Here is a 22117-nt window from a genome sequence, read left to right on the forward strand (position 1 = left end):
CGGGGCGTTGTTTCGAGGATGCGGCCTCGGGTTACACCTTAGCGAATACCGTCCTGGCCCAGGTTGCCCGGCTGGAATTCACTTTTGCTGGCAGAGAAGCCGAAGTCATACGCCTGCTTCTCTTCGTTCTTCATACCCAGCGCCAGGTAGCGACCCGATTGCAGGTCGTACAAGGTTTCCAGGGCGTACCAAGGCACTTGCTTGTCGTAGTAATCCTCGGCATGCGCCTCGGCTACGCGCCACAGTTGACCGCGACCGTCGTAATGGTCGATGACCGCTGCCTGCCAGGTGTCTTCGTCGATGAAGAAGTCACGTTTGGCGTAGATATGGCGCTGGCCCGGCTTCAAGGTTGCAACCACATGCCAGACACGACGCAGCTCGTACCGCGTCAGGTCCTGATTGATGTGGCCGGCCTTGATGATGTCGGCGTACTTGAGCGTCGGTGAGTCGATCTTGTAACTGTTGGAAGCAATGTAGATTTCTTTCTTGCCTTCCAGTGCCCAGTCGTAGCGATCCGGTGCGCCGTTGTACATGTCGAGGTTGTCGGAGGTCCGCAGACCATCCGCCGCAGTACCCGGACCGTCATAGGACACTTGTGGTGCCTGACGGACACGGCGCTGGCCAGTGGCATAGACCCAGGCCTTGCGCGGTTCCTTGACCTGATCGAGCGTCTCGTGAACCAGCAGCACGGTACCGGCCAGACGGGCCGGCGCGGTCACCTTCTGCTTGAAGTAGAACAGCACGTTGCCCGGATTTTTCGGGTCGTAGTCTTTCATCTTGTCGCGGAACACGAACTGATCCTGGAAATACACCAGGCTGAACGAGCCGTTGGTTTGCGGCGTTGCCTGGGTAACCAGGCGCGTCACGCTGCCACCGCGATAGCGGGTGATGTGGTTCCAGATGACTTCCAGACCGGTTTTGGGAATCGGGAACGGCACGGCCGTGTCGAAGTTTTCCAAACCGTTGCCGCCGGCGACCAGATTGGTCGTGGTGGCGTTCTTCTTGATCGCGGCAAACACGTCATCCGGCACGGTGGCACCGCGATGGGACGCGTAGACCGGCATCTTGAAGGTGTCCGGGTAGCGCTTGAACATCGCGTACTGGCCCGGCGCAAGCTTGTCCTTATATTTATCGACGTTTTGCGCAGTGATGGTGAACAGCGGTTGCTCACTGCCGTAAGGATTGGACAGGAAGCCCTTGCTGTCGACGGTGCCGGCATTTTTCGGCAGCGGCTTCCAGGCCGGGATCGAGCCGTCGGCATTACCTGCCATCTCGGCGCCCATCGGGGTCAGGCTCTTGCCCAGCTTGTCGGCTTCAGCGGCGGGAACGGCCGCCATCACACTGGTCGCCAGCAGCGAAAGCCCCAGAACACCGGCGTGGAACAGACTCTTTGTTATTTTCATATGTGTGTTCGTCCTGAAAAAACTCTGCTTAGAAGTTCACGCCAACGCTGAGTGCCACGAAATCGCGGTCATCCACCGTGCTGAAGTCGCCACCAAAGAAGTTGGTGTAGTTCAGACTCGCTGTGTAGGTGTTCTGGTATTCGGCATCGACCCCGAGGCTGACTGCCTTGCGGCCTTCTTCGAAGTTGCCGCCTGGGCCTGGCGAGTAACCCTTGACGTCATGCGACCAAGCCACGTTCGGCTTGAGGTTGACCCCCGCGAACACGTCGCTGTAATCCCAGATCGCACGACCGCGATAACCCCACGAAGTCGCCGTGGTGAAACCGTCATTGTTGCAGTTGCTGCTGCGGTTGCTGGTCGATGCACCCGGCCCTGCACCGTTGATGGTGGAGGTGTTGAGAATCTGCGAGCAGGTGTCGAGGCCACCGGTGGCCGGCAGTTCACCCGGGCCAAAAACCGGATCGCGGCCATAACGAGCATCGGATTTGCTTTCCAGCCCACCCACGTGGGTCACGCCGACTTCACCCACCAGGGTCAGACGATTGGCGCCCATGACCTGATCGAAGAAGTGCGTCAGGGTGGTCTGGAACTGGGTGATTTCCTTGCGGTTGTAACCGTGCAGGTCTTGCCCCGGAACACCGTTGAGGATCGAGGCATTGGTCAGTGCACCGCCCAACGGGCGAACACCGGCGAACAGGATGTCGGTGGAGTTCAGTTGTACCGGAGCGTTCGGCCGGTAGCTGACCTCACCGCTCCACGCCGTGCCGGTAGGCAGGGTGGTCGAGAAGCTCAGGCCATAGAGGCGAATGTCTTCAGGGTATTCGATGAAGTATTCCGAGTTGCCCGCCACCACCAATGGCCCCAGCGCCTGGAACGGCCCTGGTAGCGCCGCAACACCGTTGTAGATCGACTGCGGCGCACCCGTGGCGCTGAAGATCGGCGCGCGGCTGTGATAATTCATGAAGTAGGCACCGAACTCGGTCGCCAGCGGATCGAACATGTATTTGGTCGACACGCCCCACTGACCACTGTCACGCGCGTTGCGGTTCGGCGAGCGGCGCACCAGCACGCCCTCTTCGTTGACGTCCACGCCCGCGTTGGCCAATGGGCCGAGCGCGATGCCTGGAATGGTCGAACGCTTGTTCAGCACCCGGAGATTATCGTCGCAACCGGTGGTCACGATGTCGGGTTGCGAGAAGAAGGTGCCGCAGTTATCGGTAACGGTCTTCTGCCAGTCGATCTGATAGAACGCTTCAGCCGAGAGGTTTTCGGTAATGCTCTGGGATACATAGAACATGTTGACCGGGATCAGGCCTTCCTTGATCTCGGCGCCTGGACGGCGGAACGCGGACACATCGATCGGGTTGATCGAGTTGATGCCGCCACCGATGAAGGTGCTTTCACCCCAGTTCACCACTTGCTTGCCCAGACGCACCGAACCCGGCTCATCGGCAATCGAATAGTTGTGGTACACGAAGGCGTCGAGGATCTGTCCGCCCGAGGACCGGGCCGCGATGTCACGGCGATCGTTGCTGACGTCCTTGTATTCCAGGTCGGCGTTCTGCAGCGCGAAGTCGTACCAGTATTTGCCCCGTACGAAGATACCGGTGTCGCCGTACTTCAGTTCCAGGTCATGGATGCCTTTGAAGATCTTCGAGAAGGCTTGCCCGCTCTTGAAGTTCAAGTGGCCGTCATCGGAGGTCTGGGACAGGCCCTTGCCGCCGTTGTTGACACCAATCAGGTCCTTGTTCGGCTGCTGGGTCGAAACACTCATGCCCAGGGAGAGCGAAGAGTCGAACTGGCCTTCGATTTCACCGACGTTGAAACTGACGCCGAATGCGGGCCCGGCGAGCGTAGAGGCAAGACTGACTGCCAGAGGCAATTTCGCCCGGCGCCAGAACTGGTTTACTGAGGTCATCGACGCTACTCCATGTGCATTATTGTTATGGCAGTGAGTACTTTTAAAAACGCTGTGGAGGGACCGGGCGCCAGGGCTGCCCGAATTCACTCCAAAGTTGCTCGCCCCGTTTAGTGCGTGTGCTCCGTTCTTAAAAATCCTTGAGCGGACTATAGCCAGCAGGTGGTACTGCTTGATCCCTCTAAAGTGTGATTTGCAGCTGCCGGCCACTCTGGAACAGTCCTTTCGCCAGTCCGACACATGTCGGCACGGCAAGGATGGCTGAATTTTTCGATTTCACAAGCCAAGCGCTTGCTTGGTGGGTCTGGCGCGCCGTTTTCGGCGCGCCAGCAGACACTCAAAGTGTCGAGAGGAAGGTGCTGTTGTTGGCCTGCCATTCGGTGATGTCGAGGCGGATGCGCTTCTTGTCGAGCTTGCCGACACTGGTCTTGGGAATTTCGGTAACAAGGGCGATCTGACTCGGAATCGCCCACTTGCTCAGGTGGCCCAATTCAACGAACGGCTTGAGGTGCTCCTTGAGTTCACGCGCCCCGATCACGTGCCCTTCACGGATCACCAGCAGGGCAAACGGGCGCTCGCCCCACTGCGGATCGGCGATGCCCACCACTGCTACTTCGCGTACCGCGGCGTGACGGCTGATCAGGTCTTCGAGGTCCAGCGAAGAAATCCACTCGCCACCGGTCTTGATCACGTCCTTGATGCGGTCGCGGATGTCGATCACGCCCATGCTGTCGAGCGTGGCGACGTCACCGGTGTGCAGCCAGCCGCCGGCCCAGAGCTCGGCACCCTTTTGCGGCTCGTTGAAATAACCCTCGGTGAGCCAAGGTGCGCGCAGCACCAGTTCGCCTTGGGTTTCGCCATCGGCCGGCAGAAAATTACCGTCGGCATCGACGATCGCGGCTTCCACCAACGGCCCCGGCACACCGGCCTTGATTCGGTATGTGGTGCGCTCGTCTTCGCTGCCGGCCATCAATTCGTCGTTGAGGTGCGCGCAGGAAACCAGTGGCCCGGTTTCCGACATGCCATAGGCGGCGGTGAGCTGAATGCCGCGAGCCTTGGCGGTTTCATAGAGTGTGCGGTTCAGCGCACTGCCGCCGATGACGATTTTCCAGCCGCCGAAGTCGTTGCCCTGCGCGCCTTTGGCGTTGAGCAGCATTTGCAGGATGGTGGGCACGCAGTGGGAGAACGTGACGTTCTCCTTGCGCCACAACTCCACCAGAAACTCCGGGTCGTAGCGCCCCGGGTAGACCTGTTTGAGCCCGAGCATGGTTGCCACATAGGGCAGGCCCCAGGCGTGAACGTGGAACATCGGGGTGATCGGCATGTACACGTCGTTGGTGCCGAGCAGGCGCACGCTGTCGATGGAACCCATGATCGTCGACACGCCCATGGTGTGCAGCACCAGTTGCCGATGGGTGAAGTACACGCCTTTCGGATTACCGGTGGTACCTGTGGTGTAAAACGTGGTGGCGACCGAGTTTTCGTCGAAATCCTGAAAATCGTACTGCGTGCTTGCAGCGGCCAGCAGTTGCTCATACTCGCCGACCAGATTCGGCAGCTCGGCGGTTTTCTCCGGCAGATCGGTCAGCAGCAGGGTTTTCTCTACCGTGGTCAGGTGCGGGGCGATGGCCTGATACAGCCCGACGAACTCGCTGTTGACCAGTACGAAGCGGTCCTCGGCGTGGTTCATGGTGTAGAGGATCTGTTCTGGCGACAGGCGCACGTTGATCGTGTGGATCACCGCGCCAATCATCGGAATCGCGAACATGCATTCCAGGTAACGATGGCTGTCCCAGTCCATCACTGCCACGGTGTCACCGGCCTTTACACCGGCGGCCGTCAATACGTTGGCCAGCCGCGCAACCCGCTCGATCAGGGTCGGATAGCTGTAGCGCAACTGGTCACGGTAAACGATCTCGCGGGTTTTCTCGTAACGGGCGCCGGACATCAGCAGCCGTTTGATCAGCAATGGATACTGGTAGGCCCCATCGGCCGGGGGAATGACGCGAGTCTGCAACATATGAATCCCTTTTCTGGCTGCACGGTGTTGGCGTAGAGATTTGTACTCTAGAACCCTTATACGCCAGCCAAATCAGCCAAAGGAATGATTTGCAGAGCCGTACAAATGCTAGCTTTGCGCCAGCATTTGCCGGTTTTCGTCACCGATCAGATCGTTTGTCCTACAGCCTCCTCAGAAGGCGTCCGTGGGAAAACTGCCGCAGCAAGGAAGGTAAGCGCGCCAAAACCCGCAAGAATCAAGTAAAGGCCTACGAAACCATGGCGAGGTTCGACATAGGAAATCAGCGGAATCGCTGTCGCGCTGGCGCCGAACGATAAACAGTAACGCAGGCGAACACCCGAGACTGCCAGTGTGGCGCGACGAAGTTGGCGACCATCGCATCGTTGACTGTTACCTGACCGAACACGACGAACATGAACGCCGCACCGAGAGCGATCACGGCCCAACCATCGGCATACGCCAGCGCAAACAACAGCGGCGCCTGGCACAACGTCAACACAATGAACGGCCATTTCAGGCTGACGCGGTGCAGCACTCGACCGATGCTCAACTGTGCGACAGCGCCGAAGGCATACGCCAGGCTGACCACCACACCGAGTGTCTGCGGCGAGGCGAACACGTCATGCAAACGCTCTTGGAACAGCTTCGGATAGGTCATGGTGGTGGCGTTGAACACTACACCGCCGGTGGCCGTGGCCAACGCCAGCACACCGAAGACCATGACCATTGAAATACGCTGGCCGGCGGCGCCTTTTAGCGGTGTGTGCGGGCGCTTGGGAATCGGTTCTTCACGCACCTGCAAGGCGAAGCCGCCCCCCAAAACAATCGCCACCGCCCCAGGTATCAGAAATGCCGAACGCCAGCCAAACTGCGCCACCAGCAACCCGGTGATCAATGCCGAAAACGCCACGCCGAGGTTGCCCCACATACCGTTGATGCCGATTTCGCGGCCACGGTTCTGCGCGTAGGCGACCAACATCGCGGTGCCCACCGGGTGATAGATCGCAGCAAAAATACCGATCAGGCTCAGACCCACCACCAACATCGTCGGACTGTTACTCAGGCCGGTGAAGATCGCCGAGGCGCCGATGCCGAAGAAAAACACCAGCATCATCTGCCGCCGACTCCAGTGATCGCCCAGCCAACCGGCGGGTAGCGAACACGCACCAAAGGCAATGAAGCCCCCCAGTGACAGAGCGATCAGCGCGGCGTAGTCGAGGCCAAAGGCCTGCGTCATGCCAAGTATGGCGGCAGGAAAAATCAGCATGAACATGTGATCGATCACATGGGCGGCGTTGATGTAGCGGATGACGTTTCTGGATTGATTCATGGCAGCACGCTTTGCGTTGTTGTGAGCGGCTTATGCTAAGTTGGCGAGAAAGCGCATTCCTGCCAAGCAAGTCAGCGAATCAGACATGTTGATCAGCCACTTCGAACACGGCCCGGTGAGTGCCTATCCCCGGGATTACCTGGACGGCGCGCATCAGCCGTTGCACCTGCATCGCGAAGCGCAGCTGTTGTATGCGGTCAGCGGAATCATGCGCGTGGTCACTGCATCGGGCGCGTGGGTGATTCCGCCGAGTCGTGCGGTGTGGATTCCGCCCGAGGTGGCGCACGAGATCTTCATGAGTGGCGATGTGCAGATGCGCTCGCTGTTCATCGCTCCGCAATTGTCGCCGGCCAGCCTGCAACAGTGTTGTGTGCTGGCGGTGACGCCGCTGTTACGCGAACTGATTCTGCGTGCGGTGCAAGGCCCGCCTCACGCCGACAATCCGCTGATTCAGCAATTGATGCTGGAGGAACTCGCCAGTCTCGAAAACCTGCCGCTGCACATTCCGCTGCCCAGCGACCGGCGTCTGCAAAACATCTGCCTGGCGCTGCTGCACACCCCGGATCATCCCAACACGCTGGAAGACTGGGCGCAGCAAGTCGGCGCCAGCTCACGCACATTGGCGCGGCTGTTTCAGCAACAATTGCAGATGAGTTTCAACGCCTGGCGCCAGCAGTTGCGCCTGATGGAAGCCCTGCCGCGCCTGCTCGCCGGTGACAGCGTGCAGAGCGTGGCGCGGGATTTGGGTTACGGCAGTGCCCGCGCCTTCAGCGCGATGTTTCGCCGTTTGCTTGGCGAGAATCCCCGCGAATACCTCAATACCCTGAGCAAGCTCAGCCAACTCCTGTAGGAGCTGACGAGTGCAACGAGGCTGCGATCTTTTGATCTGCTTTCAAGATCAAAAGATCGCAGCCTTCGGCAGCTCCTACATAGCAGGATCAGTGCATCTCGGTGAAGGCGAGTTTCACGCCGATGGCGATCAGCACAGCGCCCATGGTGCGGTCGAACCAGTGGCCCATGCGGGCGAAACCGGCACGCACACGTTGCTGGCTGAACAGCATCGCCACCAGGCAGAACCAGAACGCGGTGGCGACCGCCAGATAAACCCCGTAACCGGCCTGCACCGACAGCGGCGTGTGCGGGTTGATCACCACGGTGAACAGTGACAGGAAGAACAGCGTGGCTTTCGGGTTCAAGCCATTGGTCACGAAACCCGACGTGAACGCGCCGCGCGCTGTGCGCTCACCGACCTCTTTGTGCAGATCATCGGTGACCGCTTTCGCCGGTTGCGCACGCAAGGCCTTGAAGCCGATGTACAGCAGGTAAGCCGCCGCAGCCCATTTCAGGGCGTTGAACAGCACAATCGATTGCGACACGATCAGGCCGATACCGAGCAGCGAATAACCGACGTGGAGGAAAATCGCCGTGCCGACACCGAGTGCCGTCCAGGTACCGGCGCGACGACCGTGGGTCACGCTTTCACGCACCACCACGGCAAAGTCCGGGCCGGGGCTGGCAACGGCCAGTAAGTGGATCAGTGCAACGGTCAAGAACTCGGTCCAGTACATGGGGGCTCCTCTGGGGCAGCTTGGTCAATAAAAAATCTGCAGGAAACGCAGTGCCTTGTGGCGAGGGGATTTATCCCCGTTCGGCTGCGTAGCAGTCGCAAGTCCAGCCAATGCGGTCCAACTGTTACAACGCGGTGTTTTAGGGCTGCTTCGCAACCCAACGGGGATAAATCCCCTCGCCACAGGGTACTGCGGGGGCTGCGTAACATGTAGCAGTCGCAAGTCCAGCCTATGCGGTTCAACTGTTACAACGTGGTGTTTTAGGGCTGCTTTGCAACCCAACGGGGATAAATCCCCTCGCCACAGGGTACTGCGGGGGCTGCGTAACGTTTTGTTTCATCTGGTAGGCTCGGCAGATTACGCCCTACGCTCAAAGCCTAAAAGGTACAGTTGATGACGAACACGCGCCGCGCCGTTTTCCTTGATCACCCTTCGCTGGACCTCGGCGACCTCGACCTCAGTCCGTTGCGCGCCTGCTTCAGCGACCTGCAACTGTTCGCCCAGACCCTGCCCGAGCAAGTCAGCGAACGCCTGCAAGGCGCCACCGTGGCAATCACCAACAAGATCCACATCGACGCCGCCGCCATGGCCGCCAACCCGGATCTGAAACTGATCTTGATCACCGCCACCGGCACCAACAACGTTGATCTGGCAGCCGCCCGCGCTCACGGCATTACCGTGTGCAACTGCCAGGGTTATGGCACGCCGTCGGTGGCCCAACACACGATCATGTTGCTGCTCAACCTTGCCACGCGACTGGCCGACTATCAGAAAGCCGTCGGTGAAGGTCGCTGGCAGCAAGCCAAACAGTTCTGTCTGCTCGACTACCCGATTGTCGAACTCGAAGGCAAAACCCTCGGTCTGCTCGGCCACGGCGAACTCGGTGGTGCCGTGGCGCGGCTGGCCGAAGCGTTCGGCATGCGCGTACTGCTCGGACAAATTCCGGGGCGCCCTGCTCGCCCGGATCGTCTGCCGCTGGATGCATTGTTGCCGCAGATCGACGCGCTCACCCTGCACTGCCCGCTCAACGAACACACTCGCCACTTTATCGGTGCCCGCGAGTTGGCGTCGATGAAGCCCGGCGCATTCGTGGTCAACACCGCCCGCGGCGGGCTGATCGATGAACAGGCGCTGGCCGATGCCTTGCGCGCCGGTCATCTCGGCGGCGCGGCGACCGATGTGCTCAGCGTCGAGCCCCCGACTCAGGGCAATCCATTGCTGGCGGCGGACATCCCGCGCCTGATCGTTACTCCGCATAACGCCTGGGGCAGCCGCGAGGCGCGCCAGCGCATCGTTGGCCAATTGACCGAAAACGCTCAAGCGTTCTTCAGCGGTAAGGCGCTGCGTGTCGTCAGTTGATAAACTGCGGCACTTTTTTTTGAGGAGCAGTTATGGATCCGCGCAGTGAAGTACTGCTTCGTCAGCCCGAGTTGTTTCAAGGTTCGTTGTTGCTGGCCGGTTTGCCCGCCGACGATTTGCTCGGGCGCCTGCCCAACGCGTTCGGCTGGTGCTGGCATGCCGGCGACCAAGCCGCACTGGACGCCCGCTTCGAAGGTCGCAGCCATTTCGGCGTGAATGTCCCGGAGCGTGAGTTCGACAGCGCTGTGGTGTTCCTGCCCAAGTCCAAGGATCTGACCGATTACATCCTCAATGCCGTGGCTTCGCGTCTGGCCGGGCGCGAGGTGTTTCTGGTCGGCGAGAAGCGCAGCGGTATCGAAGGTGCGTCGAAACAGCTCAACCCGTTCGGCAAACCGCGCAAACTCGACAGCGCACGTCACTGCCAACTCTGGCAAGTGACCGTGGCCAACGCCCCTGAAGCGAAATCCCTGGAAAGCCTGGCGCAGACCTATGAACTGCCACTGGCTGAAGGCCCGTTGAAAGTCATCAGCCTGCCGGGCGTGTTCAGCCACGGTCGCCTGGATCGCGGCAGCGCTCTGCTGCTGGAGCATCTGGACAAACTGCCGAGTGGCCATCTGCTCGACTTCGGTTGTGGTGCAGGTGTGTTGGGCGCAGCGGTCAAACGTCGCTATCCGCACAATCAGGTGACTTTGCTCGACGTCGATGCATTTGCTGCCGCCAGCAGCCGTCTGACATTGGCCGCCAACGGCCTGGAGGCCGAAGTGCTGACCGGTGACGGCATCGACGCTGCGCCGATGGGTTTGAACGCGATTCTGAGCAATCCGCCGTTCCATGTCGGGGTACACACCGACTATTTCGCCACAGAGAACTTGCTGCGAAAAGCAGCCAAACATCTGAAAAACGGCGGCGAACTGCGCTTGGTCGCGAACAGTTTCCTCAAGTACCAACCGCTGATCGAAGAGCATCTGGGTGTGTGTGCAATCAAGGCCGAGGGCAATGGTTTCCGCATTTACCGAGCCAAGCGCGGCTGAAAACTCTTTTAAAAAAGAGGCTTGCCGTATCGGTTTTGCGAAGGCAGAATCCGCTCCGTCCTAGGGGAGTAGTCTCCCACGAGCGCCAAGCTCGTCCGGCATACGTCAACATACTTGATCCTCAGATCATGGCGTATGCGACCCAAGCGTCCGCACCAGACGGATCGCAGGGTTTGACAAGACCTATGACACGCACACCTTACCCGGGGCGGGAAGGCTGTACGTGTCATAGCCGTGTCGACCCGCCCCTTAGGAAATCCTGATGCTGGACTCGTTACTCGTTCCCACCGCAATCGTTGCCTTGGCCGAAATCGGCGACAAGACGCAACTGCTCGCGCTGATTCTCGCCGCTCGCTTCCGCAAACCCTGGCCGATCATTGCCGGTATTGTCGCCGCGACCCTGGCCAACCACGCAGCAGCCGGTGCGGTAGGCGCCTGGTTCGGCAGCTTCTTCTCGAATGCGACGCTGCACTGGATCCTCGCCGCCAGCTTCACCGCCACCGCGTTGTGGACGCTGGTGCCGGACAAAATGGACGACGATGAAACCAGCACTGCGCGCAAGTTCGGGCCGTTCCTGACCACGCTGATTGCGTTCTTCCTCGCCGAAATGGGTGACAAAACGCAGGTCGCCACAGTGATGCTCGCGGCGCAATACCCGGATCTGTGGCTGGTGATTCTCGGCACCACGGCGGGCATGTTGATTGCCAACGTGCCGGTGGTATTGGCGGGTAATTTTGCTGCAGACAAATTGCCACTGACCTTGATCCGTCGCCTCGCGGCTTCGGCGTTCATGATTCTGGCAATTGTCGCGGTGTACAAGGCCATGCAGAGCAGTGGCTGGGTTTAACGACGCAAGTCGATAGTCCGTGTCATCGTTCTTCGCGAGCAGGCTCGCTCCCACAATGGAATGCATTTCAAAGTGGGAGCGAGCCTGCTCGCGAAGGGGCCATCAACTTTGCTGCACAGCTATCAGGACTTCGGGGCTTTTTCGTACAGCGGCATGACCTTCGGAATCGCCGCCTGCAACGCAGAAGTGCGGCTACTGGAAGACGGGTGCGTACTGAGGAACTCCGGCGGAGCACCTTCACTGGCCTTGCTCATCTTTTCCCACAGCGTAATCGCCGCATTAGGGTTGTAGCCGGCGCGGGCGGCGAGTTCGAGACCGATCAGGTCAGCTTCATTTTCATTGGTACGACTGTTGGGCAAGGTCATCAACAGGTTTACACCGTTGTTTCCCACCTCCACCAATGCAGGCGGCGCACCCGCCGCTATCGCCATCTGTTGCGCCATTTGCACGCCATACGACTTCGACAACGCCTCGCGACCGTGTTCGCGTAAAGCGTGGGCAATTTCATGCCCCATCACTGCGGCCGCTTCATCGTCGGTCAGTTGCAGTTTGTCGAGCAGACCGGTGTAAACGATGATCTTGCCGCCAGGACCACAGTTGGCATTGAGCTCATCGCTCTTGATCAGATTGACTTCCCATTTCCATTGCGCGGAGTCCGGCCGGAATGTCGGCGCCTGGGCGATCAACCGGTCGGCGATCACCTGAATACGTTTGGCATCGGCGCTGGTTTTGTCGAGCACATTCTTGCTGCTCGCATCACCCAGGGTCTGCTGGTAATCCTGGGCATACGCTTGATTGACCTGCTCGCTCGACACCAGGCTGAACATCCGCTGCTGACGAACGACACCCACCTCACCGGCACTTGTCGTGTTCACCGTCTCGCAGCCATTGAGCAACAGCACCGAGCCCAGCACACCCGCCATCAGTGACTTGTTCATCCCGTAACTCCCGATATCCGCACTCTGCGAAAGGCAGACTGTAGTGGAAAAAATTCATACTGAACTGACTGCCCTGCTGCGCAAAGGTTCTGCGCCTGCCTGAATGCGACACGGGCACATCCAAAAGGGTCAATTCGCCCCCTTGGGCTCATGTCCATTGGCCCACCTGCCGATACATCACCGCAGACGTCCTCTCGCGTGCGGAGCTCCCATGAAGTTCAAGTCGATCCAGTTTTCCGTTGCCGCCCTCGCCGGCGCCATCGTCCTTAGCGTGGTGGCCGCACTGGTGCTCTACGCACTGTTTGCCGGCGCCCGCACGCAGGAGATGGTGCAGCAGCGCACTCAGGCGCAGTTCGAACAAGTCATCGAACAACGCCTGACCTCGCTGGCACAGACCCAGGTCAGCCAGATCCAGCGCGAACTCGAAGCGCCGCTGCTGATTGCCGGCGGACTGGTGCGGGTCAACGCTCTGCTCGGTACGCCGGGCACCGATGGCCAGCCGCGCCTCAATGTCAGCCGCGAACAACTGATCAGCCTGATCAAAGAGAACGTCGAGAAGAATCCGAAGATTCTCGGCACCTACATCGGCTGGGAAAAAAACGCACTTGATCACAATGACGCCGCCTACGTCGGCACCAGCGTGGTCGGCATCGATGCCGCCAACGGGCGCTTTCTGCCGTGGTGGTTCCGCAATGACGACGGCACCTTGGGCCTGGACAAACTGGCGGATGTCGACGATCAGAAAGTGCTTTCCACGGGCGTGCGCGCCAGTGAGTACTACTTGTGTTCAAAAGAGAGCAAGAAAGCCTGCGTGATCGATCCGGCGCCGTACAAAGTCGGCGACAAGATCGTCATGCTCGCCTCGTTTATCGAACCGATCATGCTCAATGGCACGTTCCAGGGCATCGTCGGCGCCGACCTGTCGGTGAACTTCATTCAGGAAATGCTCCTGGGTGCGAACCAGAAACTCTACAGCGGCGCCGGGCAAATGGCCCTGATCGGCGGCAATGGCCGGATCGTTGCCTACACCAAAGACCCGAGCAAATTCGGCGAGAAAGTCAGCGACATCCTTGATGCCGAACAGACCGCCAACATGGCCAATCTACAGCGCGGCGAAGTCACCTATTCGGTCAATAAGGACAAGGGGCGCATCGAGTTGTACCTGCCGTTCGGCATCGGCCAGACTGATGCGCGTTGGACGCTGATGCTGCAACTGCCGCTCAACGCGGTGATGGCTGACCTGCAAAAGCTTCAGGGTGATCTCGATGCCCAGCGCAAATCCGACACCTTCGGCATGGCCATGGTCGGCCTGCTCATCGCCGGCATCGGCCTGCTGGTGATCTGGCTGGTCGGTCACGGCATCGCCCGACCGCTGAAGCAAATGGTCGCCATGCTCAATGACATCGCCCAGGGTGAGGGTGATCTGACCCGACGCTTGAGCAGTGATCGCAGCGATGAATTGGGTTTGATCGCCAAGGGCTTCAACACTTTTCTGAGCAAGTTGCAGGCGATGATCACTCAGGTGGTGACGTCGGTGCAAAGCGTCAGCGATTCCTCGGAGCACACCGCCGACATCGCCATTCGCACCAACATCGGCATCCAGAAACAAATGGCCGAGATCGATCAGGTGGCCACCGCCGTGCAGGAGATGACTGCCACCGCACAAGATGTTGCGCGTAATGCCACGCAAGCTGCGCAAGCCGCCAGCCATGCGGATCAGGCGGCCAGTCAGGGCATGCAGATCGTCCGTGACACGTCGAATTCGATTGGCGTGCTGGCGGTGGAAATCGGCAAGGCCGTGGACGTAGTGCAAACGCTGGCCAAGGACAGCGAGAACATCAACGCGATTCTCACGGCGATTCGCGGGATTGCCGAGCAGACCAATCTGCTGGCGTTGAACGCAGCGATCGAAGCGGCTCGCGCGGGTGAGCAGGGTCGCGGCTTTGCGGTGGTGGCGGACGAGGTGCGCAATCTGGCGCAGAAAACTCAAAAAGCCACCGAAGAAATCCAGAGCATGATCCAGCAACTGCAACAGGGCACGCGCGACGTGGTGCGGGTCATGGAGGACAGCCAGAACCGCACCGACGAAAGCGTGCAGCACGCGGCGAAAGCGGCGCAAGCGCTGGAGACGATTACGCAAGCAGTGTCGGTGATCAACGACATGAACACGCAGATTGCCAGTGCGGCAGAAGAGCAGAGTGCGGTAGCGGATGACATCAATCGCAACGTGATCAACATCGGGCAAGTGGCCAATGAAGTCGCGGGTGGCGCGGATGAGTCGAGTTCGGCGAGTGCCGATCTGACCAAACTGGCGGAGCAGCAGCGGCGGTTGATCAATCAGTTCAAGGTTTAAGGGCAAGACGCCCTCACCCCAGCCCTCTCCCGGAAGGAGAGGGGGCCGACCGAGTTGTCTCCCGTCATCCATCGACCTGAACAATCGTGGCGATTATGGATTCGGTGAAAAGCTTTCAAGTCGGTGTATTTCGTCAATATCCCCCGGTCGGTCCCCTCTCCCTCCGGGAGAGGGCTAGGGTGAGGGGCTTTTGATCTAAATGCTTTAACCCGGGGTCAGACACTCCGGGCCATTGAGCTTCGGATCATTGATCAGATTCGCCAGCACCCGCTCGCGCAGCGCGCCGGGTTCACTGGCGAGCAGCGCTTGTAGCGTATGCAGCGGCGTCGCAGGATCGAGCCATGCCGCCTGCCCCGCCTCGTCGAGAATCAACGGCCGGCGCTGACTCGACGCTGGCTGAGTGATCACGGCGGTGCTCAACCAGACCTGCTCCTGCACCGGATACGCCTCCCAGATCGCCGCGAAAAACAGTGAAGAACCCTCTCCCGGCGTCAGCCAGTACGGGCGTTTGCGCTGGGTGCCGCGCCATTCGTAAAAGCCGTTGGCCGGCAGCAGACACCGACGCAGTCGCAGCGCCTCACGGAACATCGGCTGTTCGGCCACGGTTTCCGCCCGGGCATGCGCGGGTGTTTTTGACAAATCGGTCAGCCACGGCGGCGTCAGCCCCCAACGGGCGCGGGCCAGGGTGCGCTCGCCGGCTTCACCGGCACGCAGCATCAACACCGAATCATTGGGAGAAATGTTCCACTGCGCCAGTTGATCGGCAGGAAAACCTGGCAGGGCCGCAAAGTCGCGGTTCCAGCGAAACAGGGCATAACGTCCACACATGGGGCAACACGACTCTGAATAAAACGAACGTCAGCCTAACAGACCAGCGTACCGGGGAAACTCTCCGGTTCATCGCCGGGCAGTGGCAGCGCGGCATTGTACGCGGTGATCAACTCACGGGCGTACTCGGCCTGGTCGTTATCGACGGACAGCCCCAGCAGGCCGAAGATCGGCAATTCGCCGGTACCGCCGAGCAGATCGCGGCCGACCAGATGCGCCTCGATGCCTTCGCTGGCGAGCATGCCTTTGAGCATTTCACCTTCCATCAGGTTTTCCGGCTCGTAGATTCGCTGCATGGGCGCCCCTCACTCGTTTTCGCTGAAGACTTCCAGATGCCACTCACCTTCGTGAACCTGCAACACAAACTTGATTGGCCGGCAACACACCTGGCAGTCCTCAATGTAGGTCTGATCGCCGCCAGACAGATCTACGGTCGTTTCGACTTCTTCACCACAACACGGACATTCATACAGTGCGCTTTCCAGCATCGCGGTCTCCCAAGTGACTTGTGCGTATAATCGCCGGTCTATTTGCAGGGCTATTTTTGTCTGGCTACCTTTTCAGACCGTGCCCCGTTGGTTTTCGATCAAAACCTTTACTTACCCTAGCCGTTTCCAACAAGAGAGCATGATGGGCGAATTCGATGCCATCCGACCTTACGACGACAGCGAAGTACCTGTGGTACTGGCAAGACTGCTCGGCGACAAGGCGTTTCTAGATATCCTCACCCACTTCCGCTTCCCGCGTTTTGCCGGTGCTTTTGGCTGGATGCTCAAACCACTTATAGCCCATCGGCTGCGTCGTGAGTTCGCCGACGTGACATCGGTGGCGACTTTGCAGGACAAGGTCGAGTCCTACGTCGACCACACCATCGAGCGCGCCACTGACGGCGTGACCTACACCGGTGTCGAGCAATTCAAGTCCGGCAGCGCCTATCTGTTCATCGCCAACCACCGCGATATCGTGATGGACCCGGCCTTCGTCAACTACGCCGTGTACCACGCCGGCCTGCCGACGCCACGCATCGCGATCGGCGACAACCTGCTGCAAAAGCCGTTTGTCAGCGACCTGATGCGTTTGAACAAGAGCTTCATCGTCCACCGTTCGATCACCGGCCGTCGCGAGAAGATGGCCGCGTATCAACTGCTGTCGGCGTACATCAACCACTCGATCCGCAACGATTGCGCCTCGATCTGGATTGCTCAGGCCGAGGGCCGGGCGAAGGATGGCGACGATCGCACCGAGTCGGCGATCCTCAAAATGTTCCACATGAGCCGCAAGGACGAGCCGTTCGGCGAAGTCATTCGCTCACTGAATGTCACCCCGGTGTCGATCAGCTACGAATACGACCCGTGCGACCAGGCCAAGGCTCGCGAGCTGTACATCCGCGCCACCACCGGCACTTACGCGAAAGCGCCGGGCGAGGATGACGTCAGCATTGCCAAGGGCATCACCGGCTACAAGGGCCGCGTGCACGTGAACTTCGCCGCGCCGATCAGCGAGCTGTTCGAAGACACCAAGCAATTGGCAGTCGAGATGGACAAGCAGATTCTTGGCGGTTATCGCCTGTTTCCGGTGCATTACCTGGCGTACGCGCAGTGGGCCGATGCCGATCCGCAACTGAATGTGCCGAAGGCTGCCGAGGTATTCCCGGCGGACGAACTGGCCAAGGCGCAGGAAGAGTGGCAGAGCCGGCTGGACGCGTGCCCTGTGGAGCATCGTCCGTATCTGGTGCTGCAATATGCGACGCCGGTGCGTAATCAGTACCGGGTGAAGGCTGGGTTGCCGTTGTAAATTCAACAGCAAGATCAAAGATCGCAGCCTGCGGCAGCTCCTACAGGGGAATGATGTACACCCCGTAAGAGCTGCCGCAGGCTGCGATCTTTTGCTTTTAGTAGCGGGTGCTGATCCAGGAGACGATCAGGGCCAGGCCCAGGCAGGCAAAACCAAAACGATAGAAAAACCGGTTCATGCGCAACGTCGCCCAATCCAGCATCGGCTCGGCATTGGGTTGCGCCTGACGCTGGGCGGCAATACTGGCCATGGCGCGCTGTTCACGGCGGCGGGTCGCGTGCAGCAGCCAACTGCCCGGAAAGGCCAACAGCAACGCCAGCAGGTTGATCAATTTGGCGGGATGAGTAGTAAACAGCGTCATCAAGTGCAGCGACATCACAGACCTCAATCTAAACCGGTGTGGCAGACGCCAGACCGACGACCGCGGCGCGAATTCTACCGAAACCTTCCCCCCCTGCCCCAGCCTTTGCGATAAATAACCTGACAATCGACCGATGGCTGCCCTGTGTCACGGCATCGTCATGTGGATACGCCACCCTGCGCGCCTCGAAACGCACATGGAACGCGACATGCTTCACGCTGAAAACCAGGATCGCCTGTACCTCATCACCCCTTACGACGAACAGCAAAGCCTCGTCGGCAGCCTCGCCTTCAACGTTCAGGATCGCCACTGGCTGGTGTATTGCGCACTCGGGGGGCATCAACATGCGGATTTGCCCGAGACCGATTTGCTGACGGGCGTCAGCGTTCTCGACTTCTACTCCCAAGCCGCCTGAAAGCAAAAGCACCCTCACCCTAGCCCTCTCCCAGAGGGAGAGGGGACTGACCGGGTTGTTTGGTCGAAATACATCGCCCTGAAAGTCCGAGGTGAATGTAGATCTCAAGAACAACACAGATCGGCTCCCTTTCCCCTCTATTCCTCGGGGAGAGGGGACTGACCGGGTTGTTTGGTCGAGATACATAGACCTGAAACTTTGAGGTGAATGTAGATCTCAAGAACAACACAGATCGGCTCCCTTTTCCCTCTACTCCTCGGGGGAGAGGGGACTGACCGGGTTGTTTGGTCGAAATACATCGACCTGAAAGTCCGAGGTGAATGTAGATCTCAAGAACAATACAGATCGGCTCCCTTTCCCCTCTATTCCTCGGGGAGAGGGGACTGACCGGGTTGTTTGGTCGAAATACATCGACCTGAAAGTCCGAGGTGAATATAGATCTTAAGAACAACACAGATCGGCTCCCTTTCCCCTCTATTCCTCGGGGAAGAGGGGACTGACCGGGTTGTTTGGTCGAGATACATTGACCTGAAATATCCAGCCGAACTCAGATTCTGAAAAGCCCCCGATCGGCTCCCTTTCCCCCTCGCCCCTGTGGGGGAGAGGGCTGGGGTGAGGGGGGGGACGATTTCAAGCTCAAAAAAGCCCGGGGCCATCACTGGCACCGGGCTTTTTTGCATCCGCCGAAAAGCTTACTCGGCGAGCACCTGACCTACGGTCGGGTCCTTGAACAGACGCGTCAGCGCGTCGCTCAACACATCGCTGACCAGTTTGGTGTTGGTTTCCTGGTTCGGCGCCATGCCGAAACGCTGATCCAGCGAAGCGCCGTAACGGCCGCTGTAGCGACGGTTGGCGTTTTGCACGTCGGAGCGGAAGGTTGCGCCGATGGTCGCTTCGGTCACGTACATGCCTTCTTTCGGCGACTGGTATTTCAGCTCAGCCAGGGTCACGGTCAACTGCGGCGCGTTTGGCGCGTTGTTGGTCGGGGTGAAGCCGAGCAGACGCACGGCGGCTTCCGCCTGAGCCTGCAACTTCGGCAGGATCTGCTCGCGCTGCACGGTGATGGCGCTGGTTTCCGGGTACAGACCGCCACGGGTGCCCAGGGTGGGCGACGGACGACCGTCAACCACACGCACGACGACTGGCTGGCCACGGCCGACCGCTGCCAGTTGCGTGGTCAGCTTCGGCTCCGGGCTCAGTTGTTGCGGGCTGTGGGCGCAGCCGGCCAGGGTCAAACCGGCCACAGTGATCAAACCGAACAACAGGCGTTGCAACATGCTCTTCTCTCCAGAATCAGGCACAAACAGGCCGGCAGTATAGCGGTGGGCCACTGCGGGTAACCAGCGCCCGGCAGCGAATACTGCAATGTCTGACCAACCCGGGCAAAAGCGGTTCCTGTCACAGATTGTTCACCTGCCATACACGTTGACGTCACGCCCCTTCGCCAACCTTCAAAGCAGTCCTCCAACAAGGTACTCAGCCATGCGTTATCTGATCTCGTTATTCGCCCCGCGCCCACTGCATCGCAGCTTCGCCCTGCTCGACCGCAACGGTCATTGTCAGGCGTTCAAGCAGTGCAGCCTGCAACCCATGGGCGACGGTTGGGTGGAAATTGAAGAAATCCGTCTCAACTGGTTGCACCAGCCACTGCCCGCCAGCGCCCGCGTCATGGCGTCGCAGCCCCGCGCACGGGTGCAGGCGATGTTGAGCATCTGACCGGATGCCTAATAAAAGTCATTAAACACGAGCAACTGCCCGCATTTCTTCGATACAATCTCCCCCCGATTATAAGGACGTCTCCTGATCGGGCCCCGCAACAGCGTCAATGCGCATGCATCGACATCAAAATCGCCCACAGAGAGCCGCCCACACAGATCGAGTGAAGTTGGCGCGCTTGCCTGTTCTTCCGGCAAAAACCCGCTTTTCGCGAATCTGCAGAGCTGTCATGACGCTCGGCCACCGCGTTGTTTTGCCCTTGGGGGCAGGGTGCCAGGCTTGGACAGCCCTTTTTTGAGGTTCACGTCTTCAAAAGAGCGTGAAAAAAACGGGTTTTCACAACTTCACAAGAGTGTGGCGAGCAAATGAATAGTTTTGCGTCTGAACATGCACCATTAGCGTCTGAAACAGCCCAACGACACAGGACCGGGTATACCTCGAATATCGGAGCCTGAAGCCTGTCCGCTACGGATTTGGTTGCACAAAAACGGATGTCTCGACCATAAGTCGAATTGCCAGCCACGTGCTGAAATGAGTTCATGGAGCTCTTGAAGCGAGGCCGCACGCATCCGTCGAAGTTGCGAAAAATTGCGAAGATTCGGACATGGCGACCTGACCATGGATAGCTGGGGCATAACAGATCTGTCCCGGAACGCCTGGCAGCCATGCCGACAATTTGGTGCTGCAGATTTTGGAGACGCGTTAAATGGCGCATAACGAAGCAGTCGACGTAGTTCTGGTAGGGGCCGGCATCATGAGTGCCACCCTGGCAGTGCTGCTCAAAGAGCTCGACCCCGCGATCAAGCTGGAAGTCGTCGAGCTGATGGATTCCGGTGCCGCCGAGAGTTCCAACCCCTGGAACAACGCCGGTACCGGCCACGCTGGCCTGTGCGAGCTGAACTACACACCGCAAGCCGCCGACGGCACCGTCGACATCAAGAAAGCCGTGCACATCAACACCCAGTTCGAGGTGTCGAAGCAGTTCTGGTCGTACCTGACCAGGAAAGGCACGTTCGGCTCGAGCAAATCCTTCATCAGCCCGGTGCCGCACCTGAGTTTCGTGCAGGGCGACAAAGGCGTGTCCTTCCTCAAGGAACGCTTCGACGTGCTGAGCAAGCACCACGCTTTCTCCGACATGGAATACACCGAAGACAAGGCCAAAATGGCCGAGTGGATGCCGTTGATGATGCCGGGCCGCTCGCCGGACGAAGTCCTCGCTGCCACCCGCGTGATGAACGGTACCGACGTCAACTTCGGCGCCCTGACCAATCAGTTGCTCAAGCACCTGACCAGCGCTCCGGATGCTCAGGTCAAGTACTGCAAACGCGTGACCGGCCTCAAGCGTAACGGCAACGGCTGGACCGTGAGCATCAAGGACGTCAACAGCGGCAGCAGCCGTGAAGTCGACGCCAAATTCGTCTTCCTCGGCGCGGGCGGCGCGGCATTGCCGCTGTTGCAGGCATCGGGCATCGAAGAAAGCAAAGGCTTCGGCGGCTTCCCGATCAGCGGCCAATGGCTGCGTTGCGACAACCCGGAAGTGGTCAAGCATCACCAGGCCAAGGTGTACAGCCAGGCTGCCGTCGGTTCGCCACCGATGTCGGTGCCGCACCTCGACACCCGCGTAGTCGACGGCAAGAAATCCCTGCTGTTCGGGCCATACGCCGGTTTCACCACCAAGTTCCTCAAACACGGCTCCTTCATGGATCTGCCGCTGTCGGTTCGCGCCGGCAACATCGGGCCGATGCTGGCGGTGGCGAAAAACAACATGGACCTGACCAAATACCTGGTCAGCGAAGTGATGCAATCGATGGAGCAGCGTCTGGACTCCCTGCGCCGCTTCTACCCTGAGGCGAAAGCCGAAGACTGGCGCCTGGAAGTGGCCGGCCAACGGGTACAGATCATCAAGAAAGACCCGAAAAAGGGCGGCATCCTGCAGTTCGGTACCGAACTGGTGGCTGCGAAGGATGGCTCCCTCGCCGCACTGCTCGGCGCTTCGCCAGGTGCCTCGGTGACCGTTTCGATCATGCTGGAACTGATCGAGAAGTGCTTCCCGGCCAAGGCCAAAGGTGAATGGGCTGGCAAACTGGCCGAGATCTTCCCGGCCCGTGAAAAGGTCCTGGAAACCGATGCTGCGCTGTATCGCAAGATCAACTCGCAGAACAACATCGCCCTGGAACTGGTTGAAGAAAGCAGCGAGACCCCAAGCTACGCTTGATCTTGCGGCATAAAAAACGCC

Annotated in this window: 19 protein-coding genes, 1 pseudogene and 1 riboswitch; of the genes and pseudogenes, 9 read left to right on the forward strand and 11 right to left on the reverse strand. The window is 59.5% G+C overall.

The features are described 5' to 3' along the window. Positions 1-38: 38 nt before the first annotated feature. From JFT81_RS18645 to JFT81_RS18660, 4 genes and pseudogenes are all read right to left on the reverse strand, one after another. Positions 39-1403, reverse strand: a complete 1365-nt coding sequence (locus tag JFT81_RS18645) for a DUF1329 domain-containing protein (RefSeq protein WP_201228447.1) — start codon at positions 1401-1403, stop codon at positions 39-41. 28 nt (positions 1404-1431) lie between these two features. After that, positions 1432-3321 (reverse strand): DUF1302 domain-containing protein, encoded by a 1890-nt coding sequence (locus tag JFT81_RS18650; RefSeq protein ID WP_201228448.1) that lies wholly within the window; start codon positions 3319-3321, stop codon positions 1432-1434. 337 nt (positions 3322-3658) lie between these two features. Continuing rightward, positions 3659-5341 carry a fatty acid--CoA ligase gene (locus tag JFT81_RS18655; protein ID WP_201147723.1) on the reverse strand — a complete coding sequence of 561 codons (1683 nt, stop codon included), beginning with the start codon at positions 5339-5341 and terminating at the stop codon, positions 3659-3661. 146 nt (positions 5342-5487) lie between these two features. Then, positions 5488-6671: pseudogene (locus JFT81_RS18660) on the reverse strand (MFS transporter). 85 nt (positions 6672-6756) lie between these two features. Here JFT81_RS18660 and JFT81_RS18665 point away from each other — a divergent pair. Then, entirely contained in the window at positions 6757-7521 is a 765-nt protein-coding gene (locus JFT81_RS18665) for a helix-turn-helix transcriptional regulator (protein WP_201228449.1), read from the forward strand. A gap of 88 nt (positions 7522-7609) precedes the next feature. Here the strand turns inward: JFT81_RS18665 and JFT81_RS18670 are convergent, their stop codons facing one another. After that, complete coding sequence (locus JFT81_RS18670; RefSeq protein ID WP_201228450.1) at positions 7610-8239, reverse strand: LysE family transporter; 630 nt, start codon at positions 8237-8239, stop codon at positions 7610-7612. A 393-nt stretch (positions 8240-8632) separates the two neighbouring features. Here JFT81_RS18670 and JFT81_RS18675 point away from each other — a divergent pair, with 393 nt between their 5' ends. The 3 genes from JFT81_RS18675 to JFT81_RS18685 all read left to right on the forward strand — a co-directional run bounded on the left by JFT81_RS18675 (position 8633) and on the right by JFT81_RS18685 (position 11476). Continuing rightward, positions 8633-9598, forward strand: a complete 966-nt coding sequence (locus tag JFT81_RS18675; RefSeq protein ID WP_201228451.1) for a 2-hydroxyacid dehydrogenase — start codon at positions 8633-8635, stop codon at positions 9596-9598. Between the two features lie 32 nt (positions 9599-9630). Then, a complete protein-coding gene (locus JFT81_RS18680) occupies positions 9631-10629 on the forward strand; it encodes a class I SAM-dependent methyltransferase (protein WP_102901153.1) in 999 nt (332 codons plus the stop codon). Positions 10630-10680: 51 nt separating this feature from the next. After that, a riboswitch (yybP-ykoY riboswitch) is annotated at positions 10681-10803 on the forward strand. Between the two features lie 88 nt (positions 10804-10891). Next, positions 10892-11476, forward strand: a complete 585-nt coding sequence (locus JFT81_RS18685; RefSeq protein ID WP_129395459.1) for a TMEM165/GDT1 family protein — start codon at positions 10892-10894, stop codon at positions 11474-11476. A 122-nt stretch (positions 11477-11598) separates the two neighbouring features. On the opposite strand, the gene JFT81_RS18690 is transcribed toward JFT81_RS18685, so the two are convergent. Continuing rightward, positions 11599-12414, reverse strand: a complete 816-nt coding sequence (locus JFT81_RS18690) for a M48 family metallopeptidase (RefSeq protein WP_201228452.1) — start codon at positions 12412-12414, stop codon at positions 11599-11601. A gap of 211 nt (positions 12415-12625) precedes the next feature. On the opposite strand from JFT81_RS18690, the gene JFT81_RS18695 reads away from it, so the two are divergent. Further along, positions 12626-14767 carry a methyl-accepting chemotaxis protein gene (locus JFT81_RS18695; protein ID WP_201228453.1) on the forward strand — a complete coding sequence of 714 codons (2142 nt, stop codon included), beginning with the start codon at positions 12626-12628 and terminating at the stop codon, positions 14765-14767. Between the two features lie 204 nt (positions 14768-14971). Here JFT81_RS18695 and JFT81_RS18700 read toward each other — a convergent pair whose 3' ends face one another. From JFT81_RS18700 to JFT81_RS18710, 3 genes are read right to left on the reverse strand one after another with little or no spacing between them, the layout of a single operon-like run. Then, positions 14972-15595: an SOS response-associated peptidase gene (locus JFT81_RS18700; RefSeq protein ID WP_201228454.1), complete on the reverse strand. Its 624-nt coding sequence runs from the start codon at positions 15593-15595 to the stop codon at positions 14972-14974. A 35-nt stretch (positions 15596-15630) separates the two neighbouring features. Next, the gene (locus JFT81_RS18705; protein ID WP_025109321.1) at positions 15631-15891 is read right to left on the reverse strand and encodes a DUF2007 domain-containing protein; all 261 of its coding nucleotides are present in this window, start codon (positions 15889-15891) and stop codon (positions 15631-15633) included. Positions 15892-15900: 9 nt separating this feature from the next. Continuing rightward, on the reverse strand, positions 15901-16083 hold the full coding sequence (locus JFT81_RS18710) for a CPXCG motif-containing cysteine-rich protein (RefSeq protein ID WP_201228455.1): 183 nt from the start codon (positions 16081-16083) through the stop codon (positions 15901-15903). Positions 16084-16225: 142 nt separating this feature from the next. Between JFT81_RS18710 and JFT81_RS18715 the strand changes: the two genes are divergently transcribed. Then, positions 16226-17389 (forward strand): 1-acyl-sn-glycerol-3-phosphate acyltransferase, encoded by a 1164-nt coding sequence (locus JFT81_RS18715; RefSeq protein ID WP_201147728.1) that lies wholly within the window; start codon positions 16226-16228, stop codon positions 17387-17389. 97 nt (positions 17390-17486) lie between these two features. On the opposite strand, the gene JFT81_RS18720 is transcribed toward JFT81_RS18715, so the two are convergent. Continuing rightward, positions 17487-17765, reverse strand: a complete 279-nt coding sequence (locus JFT81_RS18720) for a hypothetical protein (protein WP_201228456.1) — start codon at positions 17763-17765, stop codon at positions 17487-17489. Between the two features lie 193 nt (positions 17766-17958). Here JFT81_RS18720 and JFT81_RS18725 point away from each other — a divergent pair, with 193 nt between their 5' ends. Then, the gene (locus tag JFT81_RS18725; RefSeq protein ID WP_008083982.1) at positions 17959-18165 is read left to right on the forward strand and encodes a hypothetical protein; all 207 of its coding nucleotides are present in this window, start codon (positions 17959-17961) and stop codon (positions 18163-18165) included. Between the two features lie 692 nt (positions 18166-18857). Here the strand turns inward: JFT81_RS18725 and JFT81_RS18730 are convergent. Further along, positions 18858-19442 (reverse strand): YajG family lipoprotein, encoded by a 585-nt coding sequence (locus JFT81_RS18730; RefSeq protein WP_095190594.1) that lies wholly within the window; start codon positions 19440-19442, stop codon positions 18858-18860. A gap of 205 nt (positions 19443-19647) precedes the next feature. On the opposite strand from JFT81_RS18730, the gene JFT81_RS18735 reads away from it, so the two are divergent. Then, entirely contained in the window at positions 19648-19881 is a 234-nt protein-coding gene (locus tag JFT81_RS18735) for a hypothetical protein (RefSeq protein WP_025109325.1), read from the forward strand. Positions 19882-20587: 706 nt separating this feature from the next. Then, positions 20588-22096 carry a malate dehydrogenase (quinone) gene (gene mqo, locus JFT81_RS18740; RefSeq protein ID WP_201228457.1) on the forward strand — a complete coding sequence of 503 codons (1509 nt, stop codon included), beginning with the start codon at positions 20588-20590 and terminating at the stop codon, positions 22094-22096. Positions 22097-22117: the final 21 nt, after the last annotated feature.

It is taken from the genome of Pseudomonas sp. TH43 (assembly GCF_016650635.1).
Classification (GTDB): Bacteria; Pseudomonadota; Gammaproteobacteria; order Pseudomonadales; family Pseudomonadaceae; genus Aquipseudomonas.

Bases quoted from the DNA above. Each gene is read 5' to 3' on its own strand.
- JFT81_RS18645 (WP_201228447.1), bottom strand. From the start codon at position 1,403: ATGAAAATAACAAAGAGTCTGTTCCACGCCGGTGTTCTGGGGCTTTCG.
- JFT81_RS18650 (WP_201228448.1), bottom strand. From the start codon at position 3,321: ATGACCTCAGTAAACCAGTTCTGGCGCCGGGCGAAATTGCCTCTGGCA.
- JFT81_RS18655 (WP_201147723.1), bottom strand. From the start codon at position 5,341: ATGTTGCAGACTCGCGTCATTCCCCCGGCCGATGGGGCCTACCAGTAT.
- JFT81_RS18665 (WP_201228449.1), top strand. From the start codon at position 6,757: ATGTTGATCAGCCACTTCGAACACGGCCCGGTGAGTGCCTATCCCCGG.
- JFT81_RS18670 (WP_201228450.1), bottom strand. From the start codon at position 8,239: ATGTACTGGACCGAGTTCTTGACCGTTGCACTGATCCACTTACTGGCC.
- JFT81_RS18675 (WP_201228451.1), top strand. From the start codon at position 8,633: ATGACGAACACGCGCCGCGCCGTTTTCCTTGATCACCCTTCGCTGGAC.
- JFT81_RS18680 (WP_102901153.1), top strand. From the start codon at position 9,631: ATGGATCCGCGCAGTGAAGTACTGCTTCGTCAGCCCGAGTTGTTTCAA.
- JFT81_RS18685 (WP_129395459.1), top strand. From the start codon at position 10,892: ATGCTGGACTCGTTACTCGTTCCCACCGCAATCGTTGCCTTGGCCGAA.
- JFT81_RS18690 (WP_201228452.1), bottom strand. From the start codon at position 12,414: ATGAACAAGTCACTGATGGCGGGTGTGCTGGGCTCGGTGCTGTTGCTC.
- JFT81_RS18695 (WP_201228453.1), top strand. From the start codon at position 12,626: ATGAAGTTCAAGTCGATCCAGTTTTCCGTTGCCGCCCTCGCCGGCGCC.
- JFT81_RS18700 (WP_201228454.1), bottom strand. From the start codon at position 15,595: ATGTGTGGACGTTATGCCCTGTTTCGCTGGAACCGCGACTTTGCGGCC.
- JFT81_RS18705 (WP_025109321.1), bottom strand. From the start codon at position 15,891: ATGCAGCGAATCTACGAGCCGGAAAACCTGATGGAAGGTGAAATGCTC.
- JFT81_RS18710 (WP_201228455.1), bottom strand. From the start codon at position 16,083: ATGCTGGAAAGCGCACTGTATGAATGTCCGTGTTGTGGTGAAGAAGTC.
- JFT81_RS18715 (WP_201147728.1), top strand. From the start codon at position 16,226: ATGGGCGAATTCGATGCCATCCGACCTTACGACGACAGCGAAGTACCT.
- JFT81_RS18720 (WP_201228456.1), bottom strand. From the start codon at position 17,765: ATGTCGCTGCACTTGATGACGCTGTTTACTACTCATCCCGCCAAATTG.
- JFT81_RS18725 (WP_008083982.1), top strand. From the start codon at position 17,959: ATGCTTCACGCTGAAAACCAGGATCGCCTGTACCTCATCACCCCTTAC.
- JFT81_RS18730 (WP_095190594.1), bottom strand. From the start codon at position 19,442: ATGTTGCAACGCCTGTTGTTCGGTTTGATCACTGTGGCCGGTTTGACC.
- JFT81_RS18735 (WP_025109325.1), top strand. From the start codon at position 19,648: ATGCGTTATCTGATCTCGTTATTCGCCCCGCGCCCACTGCATCGCAGC.
- mqo (WP_201228457.1), top strand. From the start codon at position 20,588: ATGGCGCATAACGAAGCAGTCGACGTAGTTCTGGTAGGGGCCGGCATC.